The following is a 24,361-nucleotide window of genomic DNA, read 5'->3' as shown; positions in this document are numbered from 1 at the left end:
GTGCGAAGATTAGTTGTGGCCAATCCCTCCTCATTTGCAGCGCGGTCCTACCGGGACGATGCCGTTGTGCTCCGCACCCATAAGTTGGGCGAGGCAGATCGGATTATCACCCTGCTGACCAAGCATCACGGGCAGGTACGTGCGGTCGCAAAAGGTGTGCGGCGGACCACCAGCCGTTTCGGCGCCCGGCTGGAGCCGTTCATGGTGGCCGACTTGCAGCTCATCTCTGGCCGAACCCTGGATATCGTCACCCAGGCTGTTGCCAAAGGCGCCTATGGAAGCAGCATTGCGGCGGACTATGGCCGCTTCACTGTAGCTGCTGCCATGACAGAGACGGCCGAGAAGCTTACGGACGCGGACGCCGAATCCGGCACGGCCCAGTACAACCTCTTGGTAGGTGCCTTGGCGGCGCTCAGCCGCTCGGACCATGCCCCCGAACTTATTCTGGACTCCTATCTCTTGCGCGCATTGGCCACAGGCGGATGGGCGCCGAGCTTTACTGATTGCGCCCGGTGCGGCAAGCCCGGACTGCACACGGCCTTTGCCGCGCCACTCGGGGGTATGGTGTGTGGCGATTGCCGCCCGCCTGGCTCACCGGCTCCGGCGCCGGAAACCGTGGTGTTGCTCGGAGCCCTCCTGACCGGGGATTGGGGCGTAGCTGACGCCTCGGACCCGAGGCATCGACGCGAAGCCGCCGGACTGGTGGCCAGTTACCTGCAATGGCATTTGGAACGCGCCTTGAAATCACTCAAACACGTGGAGCGAAGCTGACTGTGGCACTTGGAAAGAAAAGCAAGACAACCCCGGCGCGGACTTCGCCCGTAGTGGCCCCTTACGGACATCCTTCAGGTGCCGTTCCGCCCAACATTCCAAGTGAACTTATTCCGCAGCATGTAGCGATTGTCATGGATGGCAATGGACGTTGGGCCAACCAGCGGGGACTGCCGCGAATCGAGGGGCACAAGGCCGGCGAGCCGGCACTGCTGGACGTTATGGCCGGAGCCATTGAGCTAGGCATCAAGTACGTCAGCGTGTACGCGTTTTCCACGGAGAATTGGCGGCGATCCCCGGAGGAAGTCCGCTTCCTGATGGGATTTAACAAGGATGTGCTACGTCGCCAACGCAATCAGCTCGATGAATGGGGAGTCCGGATCCGGTGGGCCGGTCGACGCCCCAGGCTCTGGGGCTCGGTGATCCGTGAGCTTGAAGAGGCCGAGGAATTTACCAAGGCCAATGACACCTGCACGTTGACCATGTGTGTTAATTACGGTGGCCGGGCAGAAATCGCCGACGCCGTCTCTGCCATAGCTGAGGACGTTGCCGCCGGGCGCCTTAAGCCAGGATCGGTGACGGAAAAGACCATCCAGAAGTACCTGGACGAGCCCGACCTCCCCGACGTAGATCTCTTCCTGCGCAGTTCCGGGGAGCAGAGGCTGTCAAACTTCCTGCTGTGGCAGTCCGCATACGCCGAATTCGTCTTTATGGACACGTTGTGGCCGGACGTAGACAGGCGCACGCTCTGGGACGCCGTCGAGATTTACGCCAAGCGGGACCGCCGCTACGGCGGGGCAGTTGACGCAGCCCCAGCCGGAAAGTAGCGGGCCCGCTACTTTAATACGGGTAGGACGAAAGCCAGACCGACACATCACGGTACGCCTGTTGGCGGATGGTCCTCCGCGACAAGAAGATGTCGTGCAGGGCCCCTGGGTAGCGGAACACAGCTGTTCGCCTGCCCAGGCCCAGCGCGCGCCGGGATGTCTCCTCGACGTCGATCACGGCGTCGGCCCTCATGAGGTCCGACGTCCATTCGGCCTGTATCCGGGTCCGGCCCGATAAAAGGACCAGCACCGGGGCATCGATATTGAGTTTGCGCTCTACCGCTTTGTGGCCGGCAAGCACTGCCTTCGTCCAGCCAGCGCGGATGGGGAATGAGCCGCGCGGACGCCAGGCGGGATCCAGCGGCCACTCGCCGTGGGCCTGGTTGCTGACGCTCTCCCAGTAGGCAGGCATTTCAGGGAACCTGAACGGACGCTTGGGGTCGGTCCGCGCGAACGGCTCCACCACATGCATGGCGATGCTGCGAATCAGGCTGCTGCCTTGGAGCTCCAGCCATGGCGAGTTCAGGACAAGTGTCCCGATCCTGCCTGGATGGCGGTCCGCCCACAGAGAAGCAATCAGACCTCCCAGGGAGTGCGCAAGCATATGGATGGTTGGCGACGCTGGACTGTTGGTCCTGGCCACAACGTCCCGTTCGATCTCCAGCAAGGCTGCTTCGATCTCTTCGTCGTAGACGGCCAGATCGGTTGTGTATCCGGGAGTCTGACCAGGTAGCAGGCTGCGCCCAAATTTCCGAAGGTCCAGCGCGTAGAAATGAAAGCCGGACGCCGTCAGGTACTCGGCGAGTTCGGTCTGGAGGAAGTAGTCAGCCCAGCCGTGCAGGTATAGGACCACCCGCGGTGCCCCCGTGGGATCCATGGACGCCGCACGACGCCTGCGTTGCGTGAAGGTGGAGAAGAAATCAAGGATGCCATGAGGGGCTACGGCTGTGACGGGCGGGGCATGCCTGACGAGTGTTGCTTTGACGGGGCCCTCCTCGTCAGGAGACAGGGGGAGTTCCAGTCGTTCGTATCCGGTGCCCAGGATGTCCGGTTGCCAAAGATGTACCGATTCTTCGGTGGTGGTCATGCGTCCCCCTCCTGCCGTACCTGCGGCAAGTCACTCTCCATGTACCCGCGAATCCATCGTGAAAGCCTCGCGTAGGCATCTGCCCGGACGTTTGGTGCGGACAGGAAGACATCATGCAGCCCGCCATCCACTCTTTCCAGAGTCACACTGCGACCCAAGGCCATGGCACGCAGTGCGATGATGCCGACGTCCAATACAGCATCCGAACGCCGCATGGACTCCTGCCACACCATTCCGTTGGCGCTGGCTGTCGATGTCAGAACCAGCACCGGGATGTCCAGGTCCAGGCCGCGTGCAACCTGTGAGTGGCCGGCCAGGACGGCGCTCAGCCAACCGGCCCTGACGGGAAAGGCCAGGGGTGGCCGGTACTTTTCATCCAGCGGCCATTCGCCTTCCGCGGTATTGCTGATGCTGCGGAAGTAGAATCCACGCTCCGGCAGCCTTAAGACCATCTCGGGCCGGACCCTGGCAATGGGTCCCACCATTGCTTGGGCGGCGCGCCTGACAAGTGAGCTGCCATGCATTTCAAGCCAAGGGCTGTTGAGGATCAGGTGCTGCACCCGGCCTGGGTGCTTGCTCGTCCACAGTGCTGCGATGAGGCCCCCGGTGGAATGGCCCATCAGGGCAACACCATTTCTGAGAGGTCCCGTGCTGTCGCTGTGGATGACCTCGAGGGCACGGCTGATTTCGGCGTCGTAGTCCCCAAGATTGGCCACGTACCCGCCCGGCGAACCTGAAGTCAGGCTCCTTCCATGGTTATGCATGTCCAATGCATAGAATTCGTACCCGTGCCCTGCCCAAAACCTGGCAAGTTCCACATTGAAGAAGTAGTCGCTCCAGCCATGCAGGAACAGCAACGCGCCGTGCGTGGCCTGGCCCTCCTGGGTGGTCGACTCCGGCCGGTGACGGACCAGGGTTGCACGGCGCACCACGCCGTCAGGTCCTTCGACGTCCAAGGCGCATGACTGGAAGTCCATTCCCAGTATGTCGGTCGACCAATCCATGCCTTCAGCTTAGACACTCGCCGCTGCGTCGCGTCCCGCGGCCCTGCCTGTGAAAAGACATCCACCCAGGAAGGTTCCTTCCAGGGCCCTGTACCCATGGATGCCGCCTCCGCCGAAGCCCGCCGCTTCACCGGCTGCATAAAGGCCCGGGATCACCCGGTCTTCCTGGTCCAGGACCCGGGACCTGAGGTCAGTCTTCAGCCCTCCCAGGGTTTTCCTTGTGAGGATGGACAGCCTGATGGCAATGAGCGGTCCGTGGGCAGGATCGGCCAGGCGGTGTGGGGGAGCCACGCGCATCAGTTTGTCAGTGGCAAAACGGCGGGCCGCGCGGATAGCAGCCAATTGGGGGTCCTTGCCCAGTCCGCTTGCCACTTGAAGGTCGCGGGCGCGCACCAGCGCGTCCAGGTGGTCAGCGCTGATCAGTTGATTGCCCGTGAGTGCGTTCATTTTCCCGGCCAGGTCATGGGGCGAGGATGCCTGAATGAAGTCGATGCCTTTGTCCAGGAAACGTTGTATGGGGGTATCGCTGCCTGGCTTCAGTCGGGAAACGAGCAGTGAAACGTCCCTCCCGGTCAGGTCCGGGTTCTGCTCGGATCCGGAAAGCGCGAGTTCCTTGAGCGCAATGGTGCGGTTCAGGACGAACCACGAATAACTGTGACCGGTGGCGACGATGTGGCGCAGCGCGCCAAGGGAATCGAAGCCTGGAAACAGAGGCGCCGGCAGCTGTTGCCCATCGGCATCCAACCACAGTGATGACGGACCGGGAAGGATGCGGATGCCGTGCTTGGGCCACACGGGATCGTAGTTATGGATGCCCTCGGGGTAATGCCACATGCGGTCTCCGTTCACCAACGATGCACCGAGGGATTCCGCAACAGGAAGGAAATTACCATCCACTGAAGCGGGAACACCGCTGAGCATGTCAGCCGGTGCAGCGTTGTCCGGCCATTGCCGGCGCACGGTCTCGTGATTGCCGCCGATGCCGCCTGTAGTCACTACGACAGCGCCCGCCCTGGCCTCGAAACCCCCGACGGCGGTTCGCGAGGACGCTTGGCCGCGCACCGCCGTCGAGGGTTCCAGAATCTGGCCCGTGACACCTGCCACCCTGCCGGCCGTCGTCGACAGCCCAGTAGCCCTGTGCCGGAAGTGCAGCGACACCCTCCCCGTTTGGACACCTTCCTGCACCTTGGCCAAAAACGGTTCCACGAGGGCGGGGCCCGTTCCCCACGTGACGTGGAACCGGGGAACGGTGTTTCCGTGTCCCTGTGGGCCATAACCTCCGCGTTCTGCCCATTGCACCAAAGGGAAGATTCCGACGTCGAGGCTTTTCAACCAGGCGCGCTTCTCACCGGAGGCAAAGTGGACATAGGCTTCGGCCCACTGCCGCGCCATCCCATCGTGTGGCCGGTCAAAGCCCGCGGAGGCCACCCAGTCCGAGAGCGCCAATTCAGCGCTATCCCTGACACCGAGCCGGCGCTGCTCCGGCGTGTCGACCATGAACAGGCCCCCGAAGGACCAATGCGCCTGTCCACCCAGGGATGCCGCTGGCTCCTGGTCCAGGATCGCCACGCGCTTGCCTGCCGCATAGGCGGTTGCTGCCGCTACCAGTCCGGACAAGCCTGCACCTACAACGATGACGTCGGCGAGGATTGGATTCCCATGATCTGCATCACGATCTTGTAGCGGCATGCGTACATGCTAGCCGCAGGCAAGGTCACGGGTTTGGTGTGTTGTCAGTAAACCGGAAAACTAGGACCATGCGTGTTTACCCCACCTTCTTCAAGCTCGCCTTCTCCTGGATGGATGCCGAGAAAGCCCACAAGATCGGCTTTCAAGCGATCCGGGCGGCCCACCGCACCGGCGCAGGCAGGGTTCTTGCCAGGATCACAGCTCCGGATGCATCCCTTCGAACCGAGGCGCTTGGGTTGACGTTCCCCTCTCCCTTCGGTTTGGCAGCCGGCTTTGACAAGGAAGGACACGGAATCGAAGCGCTGGCCGATCTGGGATTTGGCCACGTAGAGGTGGGAACCATCACCGGGCAGGCGCAGCCTGGCAACGAAAAGCCGCGTTTGTTCCGATTGATTGACGACCGCGCCGTCATCAACCGGATGGGCTTCAACAACGACGGCGCAGCAGCTGTGGCTCCGCGACTCAAGTCGGCGAAAGCTGCACTGCAGCGCCTTCACGCCGATGTACGTCCCGTGATTGGTGTCAACATCGGCAAGACGAAAGTTGTTGAGCTGCATGAGGCCACAGAAGACTACCTCGTCAGCGCCCGGAGCCTCGCTCCTGCGGCCGACTACCTCGTGGTCAATGTCAGTTCGCCAAACACGCCGGGACTGCGGCTGCTCCAGAACGTGGAAACTCTTCGGCCGCTGCTCCGGGCCGTGGGGGATGCCGCAGATGAAGCTGCTGGCCGCCATGTTCCCCTGCTCGTCAAGATAGCGCCTGACCTGAGCAACGAGGACATCGACGACGTCGCCCGGCTTGCGCTTGACCTCAAGCTGGACGGCATCATTGCAACCAACACCACCATCGCCCGGGACGGCCTCGTCACTGATGCTGCGAAGGTTGGATCGCTGGGAGCCGGTGGGCTTTCAGGTGCACCGCTGAAGCAGCGGTCACTGGAGGTCCTGCGACGACTCAAGGACGCCGTCGGTGACCAGCTGGTACTGATTGCCGTGGGCGGCGTGGAGTCCGCCCAGGATGTCCAGGACCGTTTGAATGCTGGGGCAACCCTGGTGCAGGGCTACACCGCGTTCCTCTACGAGGGCCCGTTCTGGGCATCACGCATCAACAAGGGCCTCGTGAAGATCCGGAAGCGGGACTCCCGCTAGTCAAAACGTGGGTTATAGGACAAAACGTGTGTATGGGAGGGGCTTGCATTCCAGTGATCGCGGGGGAAATCCGGGTTAGCTAAGCTTTTGAAGCTTAGGGTGGCTGGGGTGCTTGCATATCTCCGGAGTGTTTGATTTGTGGTCGCGGGCTGGTTCGGAACGGGAAAACAGCTGCCGGGAAGCAGCGGTACCGGTGCCTGGAGTGCGGGGCGAGCCGCTCGGGTGAACGTCCCGATGTGAGCCGCCGGGCTGAATTGGATGCGTTCCTGGGCTGGCTGCTGGGCACGTCAAACCAGTCCGCGGCAACCTCGTTCGGCACCGCCCGTTCCTTCCGGCGCCGAACAGGGTGGTGCTGGAACATCGCCCCGAAGATTCCGGCCACGGGCGAGGTCCATGACCAGGTCCAGGTCGACGGGATTTATGTGGGCTCGTGGTGCTGTTTGATCGCTGTGGCCGGGGATTACGTGCTGGGTTGGCAGTGGTGCGATACCGAGAAGAAGGCCGCGTGGGCTGCCCTGCTCGCACGGTTCCCCGCCCCCACCGTCGTGGTCACCGATGGTGGCTCCGGCATCGCAGCGGCCCTGTCCGAGTGCTGGAGTGAGACCGCGGTTCAGCGGTGCCTGGTCCACGTCCAACGCAACGTCCGCACCTACCTGACCGGCCGGCCCAGGACTGAGGCGGGCAAGGCGTTGCTGCGGCTCGGGCGCGCCCTAACGAGGATCACCACCGCGGCCGAAGCCGCCGCGTGGCTGGGCGGGCTCCATGACTGGCACCAGAGCTACGGGAACCTGGTCAAAGCCCGCACCTATCGCAACGGCAGCGCCGTTGTGCCCGGGTGGGTCAGGGCGAATCAAACCTGGTGGTACACCCACGACAGGCTCCGTAAGGCCTACCGGCTGTTGGAACGGCTCAGCCAGGCCGGGACACTTTTCACCTACCTGCGCGCCGAGTTCGCCGGCCTCCAGATCGCCTCGACCACCAACCGCATTGAAGGCGGCACCAACGCCCAACTCCGGTTACTGCTGCGGGCCCACCGGGGCATGAGCGAAGAGCACCGCAAACGGGCGATCGAGTGGTACCTCTACCTCCACAGCGAACAGCCCCTGCCACCGGCGAAACTCATCAAAGCCCAGCACCACCACCCGGCCAAGACCGAAACCAGGACCCCGATCGAGCAGGAACCCGGGCCCGAGCTCTACAGCACCGGACTCAGCGCCGAGGAAGGCCTCTGGGACCGCAAAGGCTGGGCCGGACGCACATGACACACCCGGGATTTACACACGTTTTGTCCTATAACCCCAAAACGTCCACCTGGGAACGAATCGAAACGAAGGCCCATACGAAGAACCCCGGACCAATGGTCCGGGGTTCTTCGTATGAGTAGTGGGGTCGGGGCCTCTTTGGCGTGCCGCTACGCGGGGTACTGGCCTCGCTTGACCTGTGGCTTGGGGAGGCGGAGCTTGCGGAACTGCAGGGCACGCATGCATCCGTACCAGATTGCACCACGCTCGACTTCGCCGAACTTCTCGCCCAGGCGCTTGCGGAGCTTGCGTGAAAGGATGAAAGCATCCACGAAGACGGCAAGGAACATGATCCAGAATCCAACCAGGACATAAGTAATCTGTGCACTGTTGGCCGGGACGATAAGCGAGATCACCACGAAAAGCAGGGCGCCGAACATCAGGTATTCGCCGAGGCTGAACCGGGCGTCCACATAATCCCGAACGAAGCGCTTCTGGGGACCCTTGTCCCTCAGGGGCAGGTACTTTTCGTCACCTGTATCCAGCGCCTGCCGCATCTTCTGGCGCTGGTCCTGAATCGCGACGCGTTCGGCCTCCTTGGAAGCTTTGCGGTCGTTGGGCACCAGTGGGCGCTTGCGGGCTGCCTCCTGGTCCTTCCGCTTGGGGGTAGGGGCGCCCTTTCCGGCACCTGGCTCCTGGGCGGCGGCTTGGGCCTGGTCTACTACTGCTTGAGCGCTGGGCTCTTCCTTTTTGCGTCCGAACACCCATACAGAATACCCCGCAGGAAGGTGGCGAAGATTACGGACGGCCGTGGTCTCCCTCCAGCCTGGCAGCCCACCGCGCCTTCCTTTGCCTTCCCGAAGTCAGCTGTAAAGTTTGGGCATGACATCAGAACATGCGGAGATCCCGCAGAATCAGCGACGGAACTCCGGCCACAGCACTGAGCGCCCGTCGTCGAACGAGACCATCCGCTCCGAAGTCGTGGCCGCTTTGGCCAAAGCAGTCGATGAGTCATTCAGCGCGACTCTTGGCGCCCTGAAGGACCTTGTCGGTATCCCGGGAATCGCGTGGCCAAGCTTCGAACCCGCCGAACTGGATCGCAGCGCCGAAGCTGTCGCCTCCTTGGTAAGGGCAACGGGAATGGATGACGTACGAATTCTGCGCTGCGACAAACCGGACGGGACGCCCGGGGGTCCCGCCGTCGTCGCCCGCCGTCCGGCCGGCGAGGGCAAGCCCACGATTCTCTTGTACGCGCACCATGACGTCCAGCCGCCCGGCGATCGGGCGCTTTGGGCTTCCGAGCCTTTCATCGCGGAGGAACGGGAAGGCCGGCTCTATGGTCGCGGCGCGGCTGACGATAAAGCCGGCATCATGGCCCATCTGGCTGCTTACACGGCTGCGACAAAGGTCCTGGGGGATGGGTTTGGCCTCGGCGTGACGCTCTTCTTTGAAGGCGAGGAAGAAGCGGGGTCGCCCACCTTCAGGACATTCCTTGAGGAACATCGCGAGCTTCTCCGATCCGATGTGATTGTGGTGGCGGACTCCAGCAACTGGAAGGTCGGCATTCCTGCCTTGACCACCAGCCTGCGTGGGCTCGTGGATGGCACGTTCGAAGTCCGTGTGCTGGAACATGCGGTGCATTCGGGAATGTACGGTGGCCCGGTGCTGGACGCTCCGACCCTGCTGTCCCGCCTCATTGCGACCCTCCACGATCACGAAGGTAATGTCGCTGTGGCCGGGCTCGTTGGAAATGACAACGTTGCGGTTGACCTGACGGAGGCCGAATACCGCGCCGACGCTTCAGTGCTCGACGGCGTCAAACTCGCCGGGGGCGGGACGATCGGTTCGCGTTTGTGGACCAAGCCGGCGTTGTCCATCATCGGCATGGATGTTCCTGCCGTTGCCGTTGCCTCCAATACGCTCATTCCCTCAGCCCGCGCCAAATTCAGCATGCGCCTGGCTCCCGGACAGGATCCCGACGCCGCTATGGAGGCTTTGAAGAGCCATGTTGAGTCCCACGCACCATTTGGCGCCGAAGTAACATTTACGCCGGGGGAGAGGGGCAATGCCTTTTCGACCGATACCTCGTCGGCAGCTGCCAGGGTGGCACTCTGGGCCTTGGGGGAAGCCTGGGGAGTCCAACCAGTGGAAATGGGAATCGGCGGTTCCATCCCGTTCATTGCCGACCTGACCGAGATGTATCCCGATGTCCAGATTCTGGTGACAGGCGTAGAAGATCCGGATTCCCGCGCCCACAGTGCCAATGAATCGCTGCACATAGGCGATTTCCGTAATGCTGTGCTGGCGGAGTCGCTGATGCTGGCGCGGCTTAACGCTGAAGGCCTTGATGGCTGAGCAGCGCAATGGCGTTACAAGGTGTCGTTTATGGGTGGCGGGGCAGGCCGGGAACAAGTAAATGCGGTCCGTGGTTACGTCAGAAGTTATAGCTCAGCGTCTGCGCGACGTAGCATGGAGCTATAACCCGTACGTAATTGGGTAAGGGCAGGCTGCGTTCCGGCGCCGCCGCCAGGAGCGTCATAAGAAGGTAGGCCAATGAGCACTGCAACCAACGAAAACAGCACCGGAGCACAGCTCGTCCCAGACGAGGAGCTTCCCACGCACGAGGTCAATCTGACCGATGTCGCAGCAGGCAAGGTCCGTAGCCTCCTCGAACAGGAAGGGCGCACCGATCTGCGTCTGCGCGTTGCAGTCCAGCCGGGCGGCTGCTCGGGCTTGATCTACCAGCTCTACTTCGACGAGCGCCTTCTCGACGGCGATGCCGTCCGCGACTACGACGGCGTCGAGGTCGTAGTGGACAAGATGAGCGTGCCCTACCTGAGTGGGGCCAGCATTGACTTCGAGGACACCATCTCGAAGCAGGGCTTCACCATTGATAACCCGAACGCCGGCGGGTCTTGCGCTTGCGGCGACTCGTTCCACTGACGTGAGCTATCGCCGCATGTCGGCGCCCCTCTGCATGCGTTCCAACGCATTCGGAGCCACGGCGCCGACATGTGCGCGAAAACCGCTTCATAGCGGTAAGCTCTACATCGGGTAGTAAAACTTTTTAGTGTGCCCGGTGGCCTTTGGCCTGCCGGGAGACAGCAACAAGAGGAAGGGCCGTCTGTGAGTTCGCAGAACCGAACCGGCAGCCGACGCATAAAGATCACCTCGATCACTGGCTTGGCACTAGCCGGCGCGTTGGTTTTGACCGGATGTTCACCAGAGGTAGAGAAGGGTTGGCTGCCAACTGAGCGCGGCACGACCAACCACACTGACCGGATCATGGACCTCTGGGTCAACTCATGGATCGCCGCCTTGGCAGTCGGTATCATCACGTGGGGCCTTCTGGTCTGGTGCATCATCGCTTACCGCCGCCGTAAGGGCACCACGGGATTCCCGAAGCAGCTCAGCTATAACCTGCCGCTTGAGGTCTTCTATTTGACCATTCCGCTGTTCATGGTGCTGGTGTTCTTCTACTTCACCGACCAGGACCAGCGTGCGATCGATGACCGCTCACAGCCGGCAGACGTCGTCGTTGACGTCCGCGGCAAGCAGTGGGCCTGGGACTTCAACTACAAAAAGGGCGAGGTCATCAACGAAGACCTCCACGAGGCCGGCGTTCAGGCCCACCTGACCGGCAACGAAGTCAACAAAGAACTCCTCCCCACGCTGTACTTGCCCGTTGGCAAGTCGGTTGACCTGGAGCTGAACTCCCGCGATGTCATCCACTCTTTCTGGGTTCCGGCCTTCCTGCAGAAGCGGGACATGATCCCCGGCAAGACCAACTACATCAGGTTCACTCCCACCAAGGAGGGCACTTTCGATGGCAAGTGCGCCGAACTCTGCGGTGAATACCACTCCGAAATGCTGTTCCGCGTCAAGGTTGTCTCCGAGTCTGAATTCCAGGCCCACATGGACAAGCTTCGCCAGGACGGCAACACGGGCCTGCTCGGTGCGGAATACGACCGCAACCCGGACCTGATCGAAACCAAGTAAGGGGAGCGACGTGGCTACTTACACTCAATCCGCCGGGACCCTAGAGGCTCCCGTAGTTCCTAAATCCAAGGGACGCATAGTCGTCAACTGGATCACCTCCACGGACCACAAGACCATCGGGTACATGTACCTCATCGCGTCCTTTGTGTTCTTCTGCCTCGGCGGCGTCATGGCGCTGTTGATCCGTGCTGAGCTGTTCGAACCTGGTATGCAGATCCTGCAGACCAAGGAACAGTACAACCAGATGTTCACGATGCACGGCACCGTGATGCTCCTGATGTTCGCGACGCCGCTCTTCGCCGGCTTTGCCAACGTCATCATGCCGCTTCAAATTGGTGCTCCCGACGTCGCCTTCCCGCGTTTGAACGCACTGGCCTTCTGGTTCTTCCTCTTCGGTTCCACCATTGCGGTCTCCGGCTTCATCACCCCGCAGGGTGCTGCATCCTTTGGTTGGTTCGCCTACGCGCCCCTGTCCAACACGACGTTCAGCCCGGGCGTTGGTGGCGACCTTTGGGTCTTCGGCCTTGCTCTTTCCGGTTTTGGAACGATCCTCGGTGCGGTGAACTTCATCACCACCATCATCTGCATGCGTGCCCCCGGCATGACCATGTGGCGCATGCCCATCTTCACCTGGAACACCCTCGTCACGGCCATCCTGGTCCTGATGGCTTTCCCGCCGCTGGCAGCAGCCCTGTTTGCCCTCGGTGCAGACCGTCGCTTTGGTGCCCACATCTTTGATCCCGAAAACGGCGGCGCAGTGCTCTGGCAGCACCTGTTCTGGTTCTTCGGCCACCCCGAGGTGTACATCATCGCCCTGCCGTTCTTCGGCATCGTGTCTGAGATCTTCCCGGTGTTCAGCCGCAAGCCGATCTTCGGTTACAAGGGCCTTGTCTACGCGACCATCGCCATTGCTGCACTCTCCGTCACTGTGTGGGCACACCACATGTACGTGACTGGTTCTGTGTTGCTTCCGTTCTTCGCCTTCATGACCATGCTGATCGCCGTGCCTACCGGTGTGAAGTTCTTCAACTGGATCGGTACCCTCTGGCAGGGCTCCATCACCTTCGAGACTCCGATGCTCTGGAGCATTGGCTTCCTGGTGACCTTCCTCTTCGGTGGCCTCACCGGTATTATCCTGGCGTCGCCGCCGCTGGACTTCCACGTCTCGGACTCGTACTTCGTCGTGGCCCACTTCCACTACGTCGTCTTCGGTACGGTTGTGTTCGCCATGTTCGCCGGCTTCTACTTCTGGTGGCCGAAGTGGACTGGCAAGATGCTCAACGAACGCCTTGGCAAGATTCACTTCTGGCTGCTCTTCCTTGGCTTCCACGGCACCTTCCTGATCCAGCACTGGCTGGGTGTTGAGGGTATGCCCCGCCGGTATGCGGACTACATGCCGCAGGACAACTTCACCTGGATGAACCAGTTCTCCACGATCTCGTCCTTCGTCCTGGGTGCCTCGCTGCTGCCGTTCTTCTGGAACGTCTACATCACGTGGCGCAGCAACAAGAAGGTAGAAGTCGATGACCCCTGGGGCTTCGGTGCATCGCTGGAATGGGCAACTTCGTGCCCGCCGCCGCGCCACAACTTCACCTCCCTGCCCCGTATCCGTTCTGAGCGCCCGGCACTGGACCTTCACCACCCGGAGTTGGCCCAGGTCCACACCGCACAGTCCCCGGAACCGGCAGCAGTGCTGCTCGGTAACGCCGACCAGAAGGACGTCCGCAAGTGAAAATCGAGTCATGGCTCTTTGGAGCCGGAGTTTTCTTCTTCGTCCCCGTCGCCATTGCGTACGGATTCCTGACGCAGTGGTCCGAATGGGTCGGCGTCCTGGGCATCCTGCTCGTGGGCGGCTTGGCCGGCATGATCGGTGCCTACCTGGGCTTCACGGGAAGGCGCATCGGTATGCGCCCGGAAGATCGTCCCGATGCTGAAATCCACGAGGGCGCCGGCGAGCAGGGTCACTTCAGCCCCTGGAGCTGGTGGCCGCTGGTCCTTGGTCTGTCATGTGCCGCTGGATTCCTCGGCTTGGCCGTTGGCTTCTGGGTGACCTACATCGCGGGTGGCCTTGCCCTGGTGGCACTGGTTGGCTGGGTCTTCGAATACAGCCGTGGCGACCACGCACACTAACGGCACAACAACATAACGACGACGGGCCCCACCTTTTGGTGGGGCCCGTTCTCGTGGTTGGGGCGTCAACGGGCCTGAGTGCCCTCCAGAACGGCAGAAAGGCCCACGAGGGCATTGTTGGCGTCAGAGACACTTTGATCGTCTTGGAGCGCCTCCACGGCCACCTCAAGGAGTACCTCGCAGCCATGGCCAAAGTCTTCTGTCATGACTTCAAGGAGCGAGCGTGCATCTACAGGCGGCCGGTCAGGCTTCCTGATCGTAACTGGCAGCCCAGTGTCGGTCACGGCACGAACAAACACCGCTGCCGCCCGCGCGTGCAACCCTATTTCTGCTGCGACGAAGGATTTCTGCTCCGGCAAGCCAGCTCCTTTGCTAAGACGGGATATCCGTCCGGGAAATTTGATCCATACAAGCGTAGCCGCCGCCTGGCCCGCTCTCCACATCGCGCAGTGCGGCTGGTCTAGACCTGTGCCCCGGCTGATCTACCCTTAAGGCATGACCTATTTGATGTTGGGAGCTCGTCATGCCTGAAGCCGCGAGTATCGCCGGTGAAATTGACCGGACCAGCAGCACCCCTATTTACATCCAGCTCCGGGAGATATTGAGGAGTTTCATAGCCCAGTCATGTCCGCCAGGCTCGTCGCTGCCGTCTGAGCGGGACCTTTCCCTACGATTTGGTCTTGCGAGGATGACCGTACGGCAAGCCATTGATGCCTTGGTGGGTGAGGAAGTCATTGAGCGGGTGGTGGGACTCGGTACGTTCGTTAAGAAGCCCAAACTCGATCTCCAGGTGAAGCTGACCTCATACAGCGAGGAGATGCAACGACGAGGGATGGTTCCGGCTGCAAAGGTGTTGAGCTTTGAACAGATTGCCGCCAGTGCTTTTCTGGCGCGGGAGCTTCAGCTTGAGGAAGGCACGCCGTTGGTCCGTTTCCGGCGGTTGCTGTTGGCCGACAACGAACCCATGAGCGTCGACGAGAACTTCATTCCGGCACACCGCGTCCCGGGGCTGTTGGATGAGGCGCCCCCCACTTCGCTCTACAACGTGCTCAGCGAACGCTACGGCCTCGTCATGGAATGGGGCGAGGACATGATTGAGGCCACGGCGGCATCCCCTTCAACGGCGAGGTTGTTGAACGTGGACGTGGGCTCACCCCTGTTAAAGATCCAGCGCCATGCCTTCGTGGCCCGGGCAATGGTGGACTACTCCGTTTCCTACTACCGGGCCGACCGCTACAAGCTTTGGATTCCGCTGCAGCGGCCAGGGGTCCGGCCCACACGCAACTACTCCTCCGGTTACCGAACCCAATAGAGCCGGGAGCGGTCCGTATCGGGTCCATCACACACTGCAAAAACAACAGGGAAGGGCACGATCCTTATGGATCGTGCCCTTCCCTGTTTTCAAGCCGTAACTAGTGGCTGAGGCTCTTCTGGTCCTCGCCAGCTTCGATGGCCTCGTGGTGGCCATGCGCGTGGGCTGCTTCGAGTTCCGCCGGAGTTGCCGGAGCAACACGGTCTTCGAAGAACCACTTGGAGAGTGCTGCACGGCGCTTTTCCTTGCGGGTTACCACCCCGTGCTCGTTCGGCGTCGCCGGCAACGGAACCGGAGATTCGAATCCAACGAGCTTGTAGCGCTTGTACTCGTCCAGGGGAGCGTGTACTTCGATGAACTCACCGTGGGGGAGCCGTACGATGCGGCCGGTCTCACGCCCGTGGAGGGCGATCTCGCGGTCCTTGCGCTGCAGTGCCAGTGCGATTCGCTTGGTCACGATGAAAGCGAGAACCGGGCCGATAAAGAACAGTGTGCGCAGCCAGTACGTGACATCGTTCAGGGATACGTGGAAATGCGTGGCGATGAGGTCCGAACCTGCCGCAGCCCACATGACGCAGTACCAGGTGAAACCGGCAACACCGATCGCGGTACGGGTAGGTGCGTTGCGGGGACGATCAAGGACGTGGTGCTCGCGGTTGTCCTTGGTGACCCAGCGTTCAATCCACGGGTACATGAACAGCACGGTGAAGATGATGCCGGCAGGCACGAGTGCCGGGAGCAGGACGTTCAGGGTCAGCGTGTGTCCGAAGACGATGTACTCAAAGTGGAAGTTGTTGACGACACCAGGCATGAGGCGAAGTGCACCGTCAACGAATCCGATGTACCAGTCAGGCTGGGTACCTGCGGAAACCGGTGAGGGGTCGTAGGGACCGTAGTTCCAGATCGGGTTGATCGTAAAGGCAGCTGCCATTAGGGCCAGCACACCGAAGACGATGAAGAAGAACCCGCCGGCCTTGGCAGCGTAAACCGGGCCGAGGGGGTAGCCGACGACGTTGCCGTCATTGCGCCCAGGGCCGGGGTACTGAGTGTGCTTGTGCACGACAACCATGAACAGGTGAATCACGATCATCAGCAGAATCAGTGCCGGGACCAGAAGGATGTGAAGCACATACAGACGACCAATGATCGCTGTGCCCGGGAATTCTCCACCGAAGAGGAAGAACGAGATGTAGGTACCAATGACCGGAATGGACTTGATAACGCCATCGATGATGCGCAGACCGTTGCCGGAAAGGAGGTCATCGGGGAGGGAGTAGCCAGTGAAGCCGGCAGCCATGGCCAGAATCAGCAGGACGCCGCCCACTACCCAGTTCATTTCACGGGGCTTGCGGAACGCGCCAGTGAAGAACACACGCAGCATGTGGACACCAAGGGATGCCACGAACAGCAGTGCCGCCCAGTGGTGCACCTGACGCATGAAGAGGCCACCGCGGACATCGAAGGAGATGTTCAGCGATGAGCTGTAGGCCACCGACATTTCGACGTTGTACAACGGCGTGTAGGAACCCTGGTAGTGGGTTTCAGCCATCGAGGGGTCGAAGAAGAAGGTCAGGAACGTACCCGACATCAGCAGGATGACGAAGGAGTACAGCGCCACCTCACCGAACATGAATGACCAGTGGTCAGGAAACACCTTCCGGCCGAACTCGCGCAGGATGCCGGAACCGCCTACACGCTCGTCTACGAAGTCAGTGAAACGGCCAACTTTGGTCTTCGCTACGAAGGGGGCTTCAGCTGTTGATGAGGCGCTCATGCTCGTCACGCTCCCAGTAACTCGGTCCTACAGGTTCTTTGAAGTCGCTGGTAGCGACGAGGTAGCCTTCTGCGTCAACTGCGATGGGCAGCTGGGGGAGCGGACGGCTGGCCGGTCCAAAGATGACCTTGCATTCCTGCGTGAGGTCGAACGTGGACTGGTGGCACGGGCACAGCAGGTGGTGGGTCTGCTGCTCGTAAAGAGCAACGGGGCAACCAACGTGCGTGCAGATCTTGGAGTAAGCAACAATGCCGTTGTAGCTCCAGTCCTCGCGGCCCTCGGAAGGGTTCAGCGAGTTCGGATCCAAACGCATCAGCAGAACGACGGCCTTGGCCTTTTCGTTCAGCTTGCCCTCGTGAAGTTCGTTGAGGCCCTCGGGAATGACGTGGAAGGCCGAACCGATGGTGACATCCGAAGCCTTGATGGGAGTGCCATCGGGGTCGCGGGTAAGTCGCTTGAGCTTGCCACCTTCAGGAGCCCACATGGTGTGTGCGAGCTTGTCATCCGGACGCGGTCCCAAGTCGCCGAAAATGGCGAGGGCAGGGAGCGGAGCAAGGGCAACGGCACCAAGAAGGGTGTTGCGGATCAGCGGGCGGCGCTTAATGCCGGTTTCCTCGACGATGTCGTCGACGATACGCACTGCAGCCTGGCGATCTTCCTCATGACGGATAGCGTGGCGCTCCTCCGACACTTCGTGATCGGGCATCAGGGCCTTGGCCCAGTGCACGATACCAGTGCCGATGCCGAGCATTGCGAACGCCGTACCCAGGCCCAGGAGCAGGTTCTGGGTACGGATGTTTGCAATCGTCGAATCGTCGCCCAGATCGATGGCGAAGTACGCCACCAGGAAGATCAGCGTGCCAATGACGGAGGTGCCAAACAAAATGGCTACCTGACGTTCGGCTCGCTTTGCGGCTACCGGGTCCGTGTCAGCCAGGCGCAAACGATGCGGAGGAAGTCCAGGATCCTGGAACTTCTCCACCTCATTCTGACCAGCCGTAGCTACGGTGCCCGAGTGGTTCGGACTGCCGTCACTATGGTTGCCCATAATTCGCCTCATCCTTCTCTCGTTGTCTCGGCCTGAGCCGAGTTAATTTTCAGTTCGAAACTGCTGACCATGCAGCAGAAGTTTGTTGTCTCGTCCGGACTATGACGTGCGTGACGTCAGCCAGATGGTGAAGGCGATGATGACGCCCAAGCCGGCAATCCAGACGAAGAGACCCTCTGATACGGGGCCAAGGGAGCCGAGATCGGCACCGCCCGGCGAGCCGTTGGCTTCGATGGTCTTGAGGAAGGTGATGATGTCGCGCTTACCTTCGGGGGAGACATTCGAGTCGTTGAACACAGGCATGTTCTGCGGGCCTGTGGCCATGGCTTCGTAGATGTGCTTTCCAGTGACATCGGCCAGCGCCGGAGCGAACTTGCCGCGCGTCAGGGCGCCACCGGCTGCTGCAGCGTTATGGCACATGGCGCAGTTGACTCGGAAGAGCTCGCCACCATTGGCTGCATCTCCCTTTTCGTCAAGGAGGTGCTCTTCCGGAATCGCAGGGCCTGCGCCGAGCGATGCAACGTAAGCGGCCAGTTGGCTGGTCTGCTCCTCGTTGAACTGGACGGGCTTCTTCTGCGCCTGGGGGCCGTTCATCTGCATGGGCATACGGCCGGTGCCAACCTGGAAGTCAACTGCTGCGGCACCCACGCCGACCAGCGAGGGGCCGTCCTTGGTTCCGCTTGCACCCATGCCGTGGCAGGTGGCGCAGTTGGCAGCAAACAATTTGCCGCCTTGTTCTACGTCACTTGCGCTGTAGCTGGTGGTGTCGGCCTTGGCCTGGTTGACAGATGTGGCAACGGCGTACAGCCCACCAGTGAGGAGGAGGCCCATCAGCAGCAGCGCAATGGCTGCCAGTGGGTGACGTCGCTTCTGCGAGAGTGCCTTCACGTGGTGGTTCCTTTATTCGATCCTGCGTCGGCTCCGCGAGCCGCTTCTTGAAATTCTGCCTCTTGTAGAAAAAGAGTCAAAGCCGGGCTACTTCAGGACGTAGATGACCAGGAAGAGGCCAATCCAGACGACGTCAACGAAGTGCCAGTAGTACGAGGTGACGATCGCTGATGTCGCTTCAAAGTGCCCAAACTTCTTGGCGGCAAACGCGCGGCCAATAATGAACAGGAACGCGATCAAACCGCCGATGACGTGCAGGCCGTGGAAGCCTGTGGTCATGTAGAAGGCGGAACCGTAGGCATTGGATGACAGGGAAACGTGCTCGGAGACGAGCATGGCGTACTCCGTTGTCTGTCCGGCCACGAAGAAGGCACCCATGATGAAGGTGAGAACGAACCATTCGCTCATGCCCCAGCGGGTGAACTGCAGGCGTCCGCCGGTGCGGCGCGGTTCAAGCCGCTCAGCGGCGAAGACGCCCATCTGGCAAGTAAAGGAACTGGCCACGAGGACGATCGTGTTGACGAGCGCAAACGGGAAGTTGAGCTTGGCCGACTCCTCGGCCCACATCAGTCCCGATGTGGAACGCAGGGTGAAGTACATGGCAAAGAGACCGGCGAAGAACATCAACTCACTGGACAGCCAAACAACGGTTCCAACAGAAACCAGATTGGGGCGGTTCAGCGTCGGGTGCGCCGGGGTACTGGGGGCATGGGTCGCAGATGTCACAAGGACATTATGTCTGTAAAAGTCCAGAGTTCCCAATGCAAACCACCGATTCGGGAGACTTTTTCTACAAAGACGCGAAATCGCGCGGAAAAGTTCCCGGTCAGGTTCACATTGGTCATCGGCGTAGCCCGGTCGATAGCATCAGGGGGTGACTTCTCCGGCATCGGCACCTGCAGCCAGCAATACCTGGCCAGGGCTCATCTCAGCACTGATCAACGGCGACGACCTTTCAGTGGGCAACACTGAGTGGGCCATGAACACGATCATGGCCGGCGAAGCAACTCCTGCCCAGATCGCGGGTTTCCTGGTTGCCCTTCGCGCCAAGGGCGAAACAGTGGAAGAACTGGCCGGTCTTGTGGAGGCGATGCTCCAGAATGCCAACCCGATACAGATCTCCGGTGAAAAGCTGGACATCGTGGGCACAGGCGGGGACAGGCTCAACACCGTCAACATCTCAACCATGGCAGCCCTTGTTGCGGCCGGTGCAGGCGCGAAAGTCGTCAAGCACGGAAACCGGGCGGCGTCGTCTACGTCCGGCTCTGCTGATGTATTGGAAGCCCTGGGTGTCCGCCTGGACCTTTCCATTGAGCAGGTTGCCCGGAATGCGGAGGAGGCGGGAATCACATTCTGCTTTGCGCAGGTTTTCCATCCCTCGTTCCGTCATACTGCGGTACCCCGGCGGGAGCTGGCAGTGCCCACGGCCTTCAATTTTCTCGGCCCCATGACCAATCCTGCTCATGTCCAGGCCTCGGCAGTCGGCGTCGCCAACGCCCGGATGGCTCCTCTGGTAGCGGGAGTCCTTGCCCGTCGCGGCAGCCGCGGCCTCGTGTTCCGCGGTGACGATGGGCTGGACGAATTGACGCCCACAGGCCCATCGACCGTCTGGGAGATTAGGAACGGAACTGTCACTGAACAGGTCTTCTCACCCGCTGAGCTCGGTATCGAACCGTCCACCGTTGCGGATCTGCGGGGCGGGGACGCCGCTGCAAATGCAGTGGTTGTGCGTGAGGTCCTTGACGGCAAGACAGGTCCTGTGCGTGATGCTGTCCTCTTGAATGCCGCCGCTGGCTTGGTGTCCGTTGATCTGAACGCCGACGGTGACCTTTTGGATCGGATGCGGGCTGCCTTCACACTGGCAGCCGACTCCGTTGATTCAGGTAAGGCCGCCGGTGTCCTGACCAAGTGGATTGCCCTTAGCCAGGCCTCCAAGGGCTAGTCCAGGGGTTCTTGGCCCTATTCGAATCCCAAGGCAAAGGCGGCGTCGAGATCGTGCTGCGAGTACGCACGGAACGCTATGTGCGTAGTGGTGTGGACCACTGAATCCACCTTCGACAGGCGGTCAGCAATGACGTCCGCGAGGTCTTCATGCTTGGACACTCTGGCTACAGCGATCAGGTCCCATTCTCCAGTGACGGAATAGACCTCACTGATGCCTTGGATGGCCGAAATCTGCTCGGCGGTTTCCGGAATGCGCGAAGCGTCGGTCTTGATCAGGACGAAAGCGGTGATCACGTGGGGCCTTTCCGGAAAAGCTTCATTGCGGACGCACTTCAGCCTAGTACATGGGAGAAGCCGGGGAACCTTTTCAGGCCTTGGAGTGGCGCTTTCGTGACGCACGCAGAATTAGCGCGAGAATGGCGCGGTAGCCGAGCAGGAAAACATCCAGGCTGATTAGTGCCACGATGACAAAGGGCAACACCACCGTCTGGCCGGTTACCGCCCTGAGCAGCATGCCGATCACTACGGCACCGATCCAGACAGAAACGCCGGAAGGCCAGAGGGCATAGGGCGCACGCCAAACCCTTGCGACCAGCCAGGCAACGCCGGCACCGGCGAGGAAGGGCCAGGCTGTGACAAAGGCACCCGTGACGATGTCGCCCCGGGCGTGGGCATCCCGGCCAATTGCGGCGAAGACAAGAATCAATACGAGGTCGGCGGCGGCAGCAGGGATCCAGGATCTGGGCGATGATGGCATGTTCTGACATTATCCGGGTGGAAGTGCTGGCGCGAAGTTGACGGGCCGCAGGTTCTCTCTTGCGCTTGGTTTCTGCTGCGTCCACGATGACTGACAGGAACAAGGACGCACCCCACTTACTGGAGGAGATCATGCGATTCGTTCAAGTAGCCCAGCACGCCGAGGACCTGAAGCGCGCGGCGGCCTTCTACGCTGCACTGCTGGGCGCCGATCCTAAGGCCTTGTACGACCCTCCCGGGCTCCTCTTCTTTGACGTCGGTGGCGTGCGGCTTCTGCTGGAGAAGGGAGCGCCATCATCCCTGCTCTATTTCGAGGTTGGAGACCTGCATGGCACGGTGGCGGCAATGAGGAGCAGGGGTGTGAAGATCATTTCGGAGCCGCACATCATCTTCACCCATGAGGATGACCTCCTCGGACCGGCCGATTCAGAGGAGTGGATGGCCTTCATCGAGGACAGCGAGGCCAATACCGTAGGCCTGGTCAGCCGGATCAGGACGGCAGGAGACTAACTCGTGCTTGATCTGCCGGCCGCGCCGGCTGGTGCGCATCACGCATCCGGCGACAACCGCCGTCGGGCGTTGTGTGGTGGAACCCACGCGACTAGCCTCAGTCGGGGGACAAGGGTTCCTCACGATCCTGGAGGACTTGCAGAATGCAGAAGATTTCCACCTGTTTGTGGTTTGACGGCCGGGCGGCGGAGGCGGCGGAGTTCTACACGTCGACATTTGATGATTCATCCATCCTGACATCGATGCCGGGTCCAGGCGGAGACGTTCTTACGGTCGACTTTGAGATTGTAGGGCGTCAGTTCATGGCCCTGAACGGGGGACCAGCTTTCACCTTCAACGAGGCAGTTTCCCTCGTGGTGAACTGCGATTCGCAGGACGAGGTGGACCGCTACTGGAATGCGCTCTTGGAAGGAGGAGGAGAAGAAAGCCAATGCGGATGGTTGAAGGACAAGTTTGGCTTGTCGTGGCAGATCGTCCCTGTTGGGATGCCGGGCCTGTTGAATGGTCCGGATCCGGCTGGTTCCCAGCGGGCAATGGAAGCCATGTTGAAGATGCGGAAGCTTGACATCAACGTTCTGCAAAAGGCGTACGACGGCGACTGAAAGTTCGGGGGACAGGCGCCTTTGGCGCTGCTAGCATTACCGCACGGTGACGTGCGCACCTATTACAACCATGAGGAGAACTGACTAATGACAACCCGCCTCAACCCATATATCTCGTTCCGCGATAATGCCAGGGACGCAATCAACTTCTACGAGTCCGTCTTCGGCGGCGAACTGACGCTCAGCACTTTTGGCGAATATCAGGCAAGCGAAGACCCCGCCGAAGCGGAGAAGGTCATGCACTCAATGCTGGTAACGCCCAACGGCCTGACGCTGATGGCTGCCGACACGCCGAACAGCATGGACTACAACCCGGGCAACAACATCTCGGTGTCACTAAGCGGCCAGTCCGAGGATGAAGCCGAACTTCGTGGTTACTGGGACAAACTCGCCGACGGCGGTACCGTCACCATGCCGCTCGAAAGCGCACCGTGGGGCGACACCTTCGGGATGTGTGTGGACAAGTTCGGCATCGCCTGGTTGGTCAATATTGCAGGAGAGCAACAGGGGCAGTAGCAGACCAAGCCCGGAGCAAAATACAAGCGAATGCCTCGTCCGACACGCGTTGGACGAGGCATTCCCATTAAGGCCTTATATGATGCGGCGGCCGGAAGGATCCAGCCTGATGCCGACATGCTTTGGTGTTCGCAGTACGACCGAGCGGTCCATGATTTCCACCATGGGCAACTTTTCACCCAGTTGCCGCTCGAGAATGGTCATGTCATCGAGACGGCGCAGCCAGACGGACATCACAATCGAATACAGCCCGCCTGTGGTGGCTACCAGACGCACTTCTCCGAGACCCACCAACCGGCCCGCCACTGCCTCCGTCTGCGTTGCTGGTACGCGGAGGAAATACCAAACGTTGACCGGCCAAGGGGACAATGAACGGGCGATTTCCAGACGAACCACCAGCCGGTCCTGGGCCAGGGCCGCATCCAAAGCGCTCTTCGCGCGCGGGGGGCTGATTCCCAACTTTTGGGATATTTCAGTTATCGAGGCTCGACCATCCGCGCGAAGGATCCAAAAAAGCCGCTCTTCCAGATCTGCCGATGCGCCCTTCGCGGACGCACGTGGTTGAGGTGCTTCGCGCTCTATGAGTTTTACCTCGTGGTCCTGCAGGGAGCGCAACCGCCAACTCCGCGCATCCGCCAGGAGATTGACGACTGGATGCGTTCTTGTACTGCGGATTCCTTTGATGGCTGGCAAGCGGTCCAAAACGAATCGTGCGAGGGAAGCTTCATCGCGGCTCACGACCGTGATGACCATGTCCCTGCCACCTGCGGTGTGATCGATCGAGAGCACGTCCGGATCGGCGTCAAGCTCTTCGGTCACGCCTGACATGTGGGCAGGTGCGCACTCAATTTCCACCAGGGCAAAAGCGACATGGGAACCGATGCCACGGTAGGTCGCTACCCATGCCAGCCCTTCCGCAGAAAGAAAATTCCAGCGTCGGGCCAAGGTGACTGCATCGGCACCAACCCCAGGCGCCAAGGCCGTCCATGGTGCCCGGGGACGGATTTGAAGGGCGTGCAGGAGTTTGAGGTCCCGTTCATCAAAGTCGAAATCCTGCATGGAACGTCTACTTCCAACAAATTGCCTGCGTTTTGAGTGTGACCAATCACTTGCTG

Annotated in this window: 26 protein-coding genes; 14 read left to right on the top strand and 12 right to left on the bottom strand. The window is 60.9% G+C overall.

What is annotated here, in order from left to right:
* Positions 1-15 precede the first annotated feature (15 nt).
* Positions 16-771: a DNA repair protein RecO gene (gene recO, locus AC6I99_RS12290; RefSeq protein WP_224090460.1), complete on the top strand. Its 756-nt coding sequence runs from the start codon at positions 16-18 to the stop codon at positions 769-771.
* A 2-nt stretch (positions 772-773) separates the two neighbouring features.
* The gene (locus AC6I99_RS12285; protein WP_224090459.1) at positions 774-1,598 is read left to right on the top strand and encodes an isoprenyl transferase; all 825 of its coding nucleotides are present in this window, start codon (positions 774-776) and stop codon (positions 1,596-1,598) included.
* A 13-nt stretch (positions 1,599-1,611) separates the two neighbouring features.
* Here the strand turns inward: AC6I99_RS12285 and AC6I99_RS12280 are convergent, their stop codons facing one another.
* The 3 genes from AC6I99_RS12280 to AC6I99_RS12270 are packed head-to-tail and all read right to left on the bottom strand — an operon-like array spanning position 1,612 to position 5,378.
* Positions 1,612-2,685: an alpha/beta hydrolase gene (locus AC6I99_RS12280; RefSeq protein ID WP_497961021.1), complete on the bottom strand. Its 1,074-nt coding sequence runs from the start codon at positions 2,683-2,685 to the stop codon at positions 1,612-1,614.
* Positions 2,682-3,689, bottom strand: coding sequence for an alpha/beta hydrolase (locus tag AC6I99_RS12275; RefSeq protein ID WP_224164443.1), 1,008 nt, complete (start codon positions 3,687-3,689; stop codon positions 2,682-2,684). Before AC6I99_RS12275 ends, AC6I99_RS12280 begins: the two co-directional genes overlap by 4 nt.
* A 9-nt stretch (positions 3,690-3,698) precedes the next feature.
* Positions 3,699-5,378, bottom strand: coding sequence for an FAD-binding dehydrogenase (locus tag AC6I99_RS12270; RefSeq protein WP_497944984.1), 1,680 nt, complete (start codon positions 5,376-5,378; stop codon positions 3,699-3,701).
* A gap of 68 nt (positions 5,379-5,446) precedes the next feature.
* Between AC6I99_RS12270 and AC6I99_RS12265 the strand changes: the two genes are divergently transcribed.
* Complete coding sequence (locus AC6I99_RS12265; RefSeq protein ID WP_497944985.1) at positions 5,447-6,526, top strand: quinone-dependent dihydroorotate dehydrogenase; 1,080 nt, start codon at positions 5,447-5,449, stop codon at positions 6,524-6,526.
* 131 nt (positions 6,527-6,657) lie between these two features.
* Positions 6,658-7,788 (top strand): IS1249 family transposase, encoded by a 1,131-nt coding sequence (locus AC6I99_RS12260; RefSeq protein WP_497943933.1) that lies wholly within the window; start codon positions 6,658-6,660, stop codon positions 7,786-7,788.
* Positions 7,789-7,937: 149 nt separating this feature from the next.
* Here AC6I99_RS12260 and AC6I99_RS12255 read toward each other — a convergent pair whose 3' ends face one another.
* Entirely contained in the window at positions 7,938-8,531 is a 594-nt protein-coding gene (locus tag AC6I99_RS12255) for a DUF3043 domain-containing protein (RefSeq protein WP_224090454.1), read from the bottom strand.
* 118 nt (positions 8,532-8,649) lie between these two features.
* Here AC6I99_RS12255 and AC6I99_RS12250 point away from each other — a divergent pair, with 118 nt between their 5' ends.
* From AC6I99_RS12250 to AC6I99_RS12230, 5 genes are all read left to right on the top strand, one after another.
* Positions 8,650-10,122: a dipeptidase gene (locus AC6I99_RS12250; RefSeq protein ID WP_497944987.1), complete on the top strand. Its 1,473-nt coding sequence runs from the start codon at positions 8,650-8,652 to the stop codon at positions 10,120-10,122.
* Positions 10,123-10,320: 198 nt separating this feature from the next.
* Positions 10,321-10,710 (top strand): HesB/IscA family protein, encoded by a 390-nt coding sequence (locus AC6I99_RS12245; protein WP_216925609.1) that lies wholly within the window; start codon positions 10,321-10,323, stop codon positions 10,708-10,710.
* A 183-nt stretch (positions 10,711-10,893) separates the two neighbouring features.
* On the top strand, positions 10,894-11,766 hold the full coding sequence (ctaC, locus tag AC6I99_RS12240) for an aa3-type cytochrome oxidase subunit II (protein ID WP_497944988.1): 873 nt from the start codon (positions 10,894-10,896) through the stop codon (positions 11,764-11,766).
* Between the two features lie 10 nt (positions 11,767-11,776).
* The gene (gene ctaD, locus AC6I99_RS12235) at positions 11,777-13,498 is read left to right on the top strand and encodes an aa3-type cytochrome oxidase subunit I (protein WP_497944989.1); all 1,722 of its coding nucleotides are present in this window, start codon (positions 11,777-11,779) and stop codon (positions 13,496-13,498) included.
* A complete protein-coding gene (locus AC6I99_RS12230) occupies positions 13,495-13,896 on the top strand; it encodes a cytochrome c oxidase subunit 4 (protein ID WP_497944990.1) in 402 nt (133 codons plus the stop codon). Before ctaD ends, AC6I99_RS12230 begins: the two co-directional genes overlap by 4 nt.
* A gap of 65 nt (positions 13,897-13,961) precedes the next feature.
* Here AC6I99_RS12230 and AC6I99_RS12225 read toward each other — a convergent pair whose 3' ends face one another.
* Complete coding sequence (locus tag AC6I99_RS12225; protein ID WP_497944991.1) at positions 13,962-14,255, bottom strand: HPr family phosphocarrier protein; 294 nt, start codon at positions 14,253-14,255, stop codon at positions 13,962-13,964.
* A 164-nt stretch (positions 14,256-14,419) separates the two neighbouring features.
* Between AC6I99_RS12225 and AC6I99_RS12220 the strand changes: the two genes are divergently transcribed.
* Entirely contained in the window at positions 14,420-15,208 is a 789-nt protein-coding gene (locus AC6I99_RS12220) for a GntR family transcriptional regulator (protein ID WP_497944992.1), read from the top strand.
* Between the two features lie 100 nt (positions 15,209-15,308).
* Here AC6I99_RS12220 and qcrB read toward each other — a convergent pair whose 3' ends face one another.
* From qcrB to ctaE, 4 genes are all read right to left on the bottom strand, one after another.
* Positions 15,309-16,982 (bottom strand): cytochrome bc1 complex cytochrome b subunit, encoded by a 1,674-nt coding sequence (gene qcrB / locus AC6I99_RS12215; protein ID WP_224164438.1) that lies wholly within the window; start codon positions 16,980-16,982, stop codon positions 15,309-15,311.
* On the bottom strand, positions 16,960-18,030 hold the full coding sequence (gene qcrA / locus AC6I99_RS12210) for a cytochrome bc1 complex Rieske iron-sulfur subunit (RefSeq protein ID WP_224090445.1): 1,071 nt from the start codon (positions 18,028-18,030) through the stop codon (positions 16,960-16,962). Before qcrA ends, qcrB begins: the two co-directional genes overlap by 23 nt.
* A gap of 99 nt (positions 18,031-18,129) precedes the next feature.
* The gene (gene qcrC, locus AC6I99_RS12205) at positions 18,130-18,918 is read right to left on the bottom strand and encodes a cytochrome bc1 complex diheme cytochrome c subunit (protein WP_224090444.1); all 789 of its coding nucleotides are present in this window, start codon (positions 18,916-18,918) and stop codon (positions 18,130-18,132) included.
* Between the two features lie 87 nt (positions 18,919-19,005).
* Positions 19,006-19,644: an aa3-type cytochrome oxidase subunit III gene (ctaE, locus tag AC6I99_RS12200; protein ID WP_309929666.1), complete on the bottom strand. Its 639-nt coding sequence runs from the start codon at positions 19,642-19,644 to the stop codon at positions 19,006-19,008.
* Between the two features lie 148 nt (positions 19,645-19,792).
* Between ctaE and trpD the strand changes: the two genes are divergently transcribed.
* Positions 19,793-20,860 (top strand): anthranilate phosphoribosyltransferase, encoded by a 1,068-nt coding sequence (gene trpD, locus AC6I99_RS12195; protein ID WP_224164437.1) that lies wholly within the window; start codon positions 19,793-19,795, stop codon positions 20,858-20,860.
* A gap of 17 nt (positions 20,861-20,877) precedes the next feature.
* Here trpD and AC6I99_RS12190 read toward each other — a convergent pair whose 3' ends face one another.
* Both AC6I99_RS12190 and AC6I99_RS12185 read right to left on the bottom strand, forming a co-directional pair.
* Complete coding sequence (locus AC6I99_RS12190) at positions 20,878-21,156, bottom strand: Lrp/AsnC family transcriptional regulator (RefSeq protein ID WP_223932953.1); 279 nt, start codon at positions 21,154-21,156, stop codon at positions 20,878-20,880.
* Positions 21,157-21,229: 73 nt separating this feature from the next.
* Positions 21,230-21,619: a DUF3054 domain-containing protein gene (locus AC6I99_RS12185; RefSeq protein WP_497944993.1), complete on the bottom strand. Its 390-nt coding sequence runs from the start codon at positions 21,617-21,619 to the stop codon at positions 21,230-21,232.
* A gap of 131 nt (positions 21,620-21,750) precedes the next feature.
* On the opposite strand from AC6I99_RS12185, the gene AC6I99_RS12180 reads away from it, so the two are divergent.
* The 3 genes from AC6I99_RS12180 to AC6I99_RS12170 all read left to right on the top strand — a co-directional run bounded on the left by AC6I99_RS12180 (position 21,751) and on the right by AC6I99_RS12170 (position 23,246).
* Positions 21,751-22,128, top strand: coding sequence for a VOC family protein (locus AC6I99_RS12180; RefSeq protein ID WP_224167531.1), 378 nt, complete (start codon positions 21,751-21,753; stop codon positions 22,126-22,128).
* 143 nt (positions 22,129-22,271) lie between these two features.
* On the top strand, positions 22,272-22,730 hold the full coding sequence (locus AC6I99_RS12175) for a VOC family protein (RefSeq protein ID WP_497944994.1): 459 nt from the start codon (positions 22,272-22,274) through the stop codon (positions 22,728-22,730).
* Between the two features lie 87 nt (positions 22,731-22,817).
* Positions 22,818-23,246, top strand: a complete 429-nt coding sequence (locus tag AC6I99_RS12170; protein WP_224090433.1) for a VOC family protein — start codon at positions 22,818-22,820, stop codon at positions 23,244-23,246.
* A 75-nt stretch (positions 23,247-23,321) separates the two neighbouring features.
* Here the strand turns inward: AC6I99_RS12170 and AC6I99_RS12165 are convergent, their stop codons facing one another.
* The gene (locus AC6I99_RS12165; RefSeq protein WP_497944995.1) at positions 23,322-24,305 is read right to left on the bottom strand and encodes an Lrp/AsnC ligand binding domain-containing protein; all 984 of its coding nucleotides are present in this window, start codon (positions 24,303-24,305) and stop codon (positions 23,322-23,324) included.
* Positions 24,306-24,361: the final 56 nt, after the last annotated feature.

Source organism: Arthrobacter sp. TmtSoilC77, from assembly GCF_059739415.1.
Note: the sequence above shows the minus strand (reverse complement) of the source record. Positions and strands in the feature narration are given on the sequence as shown.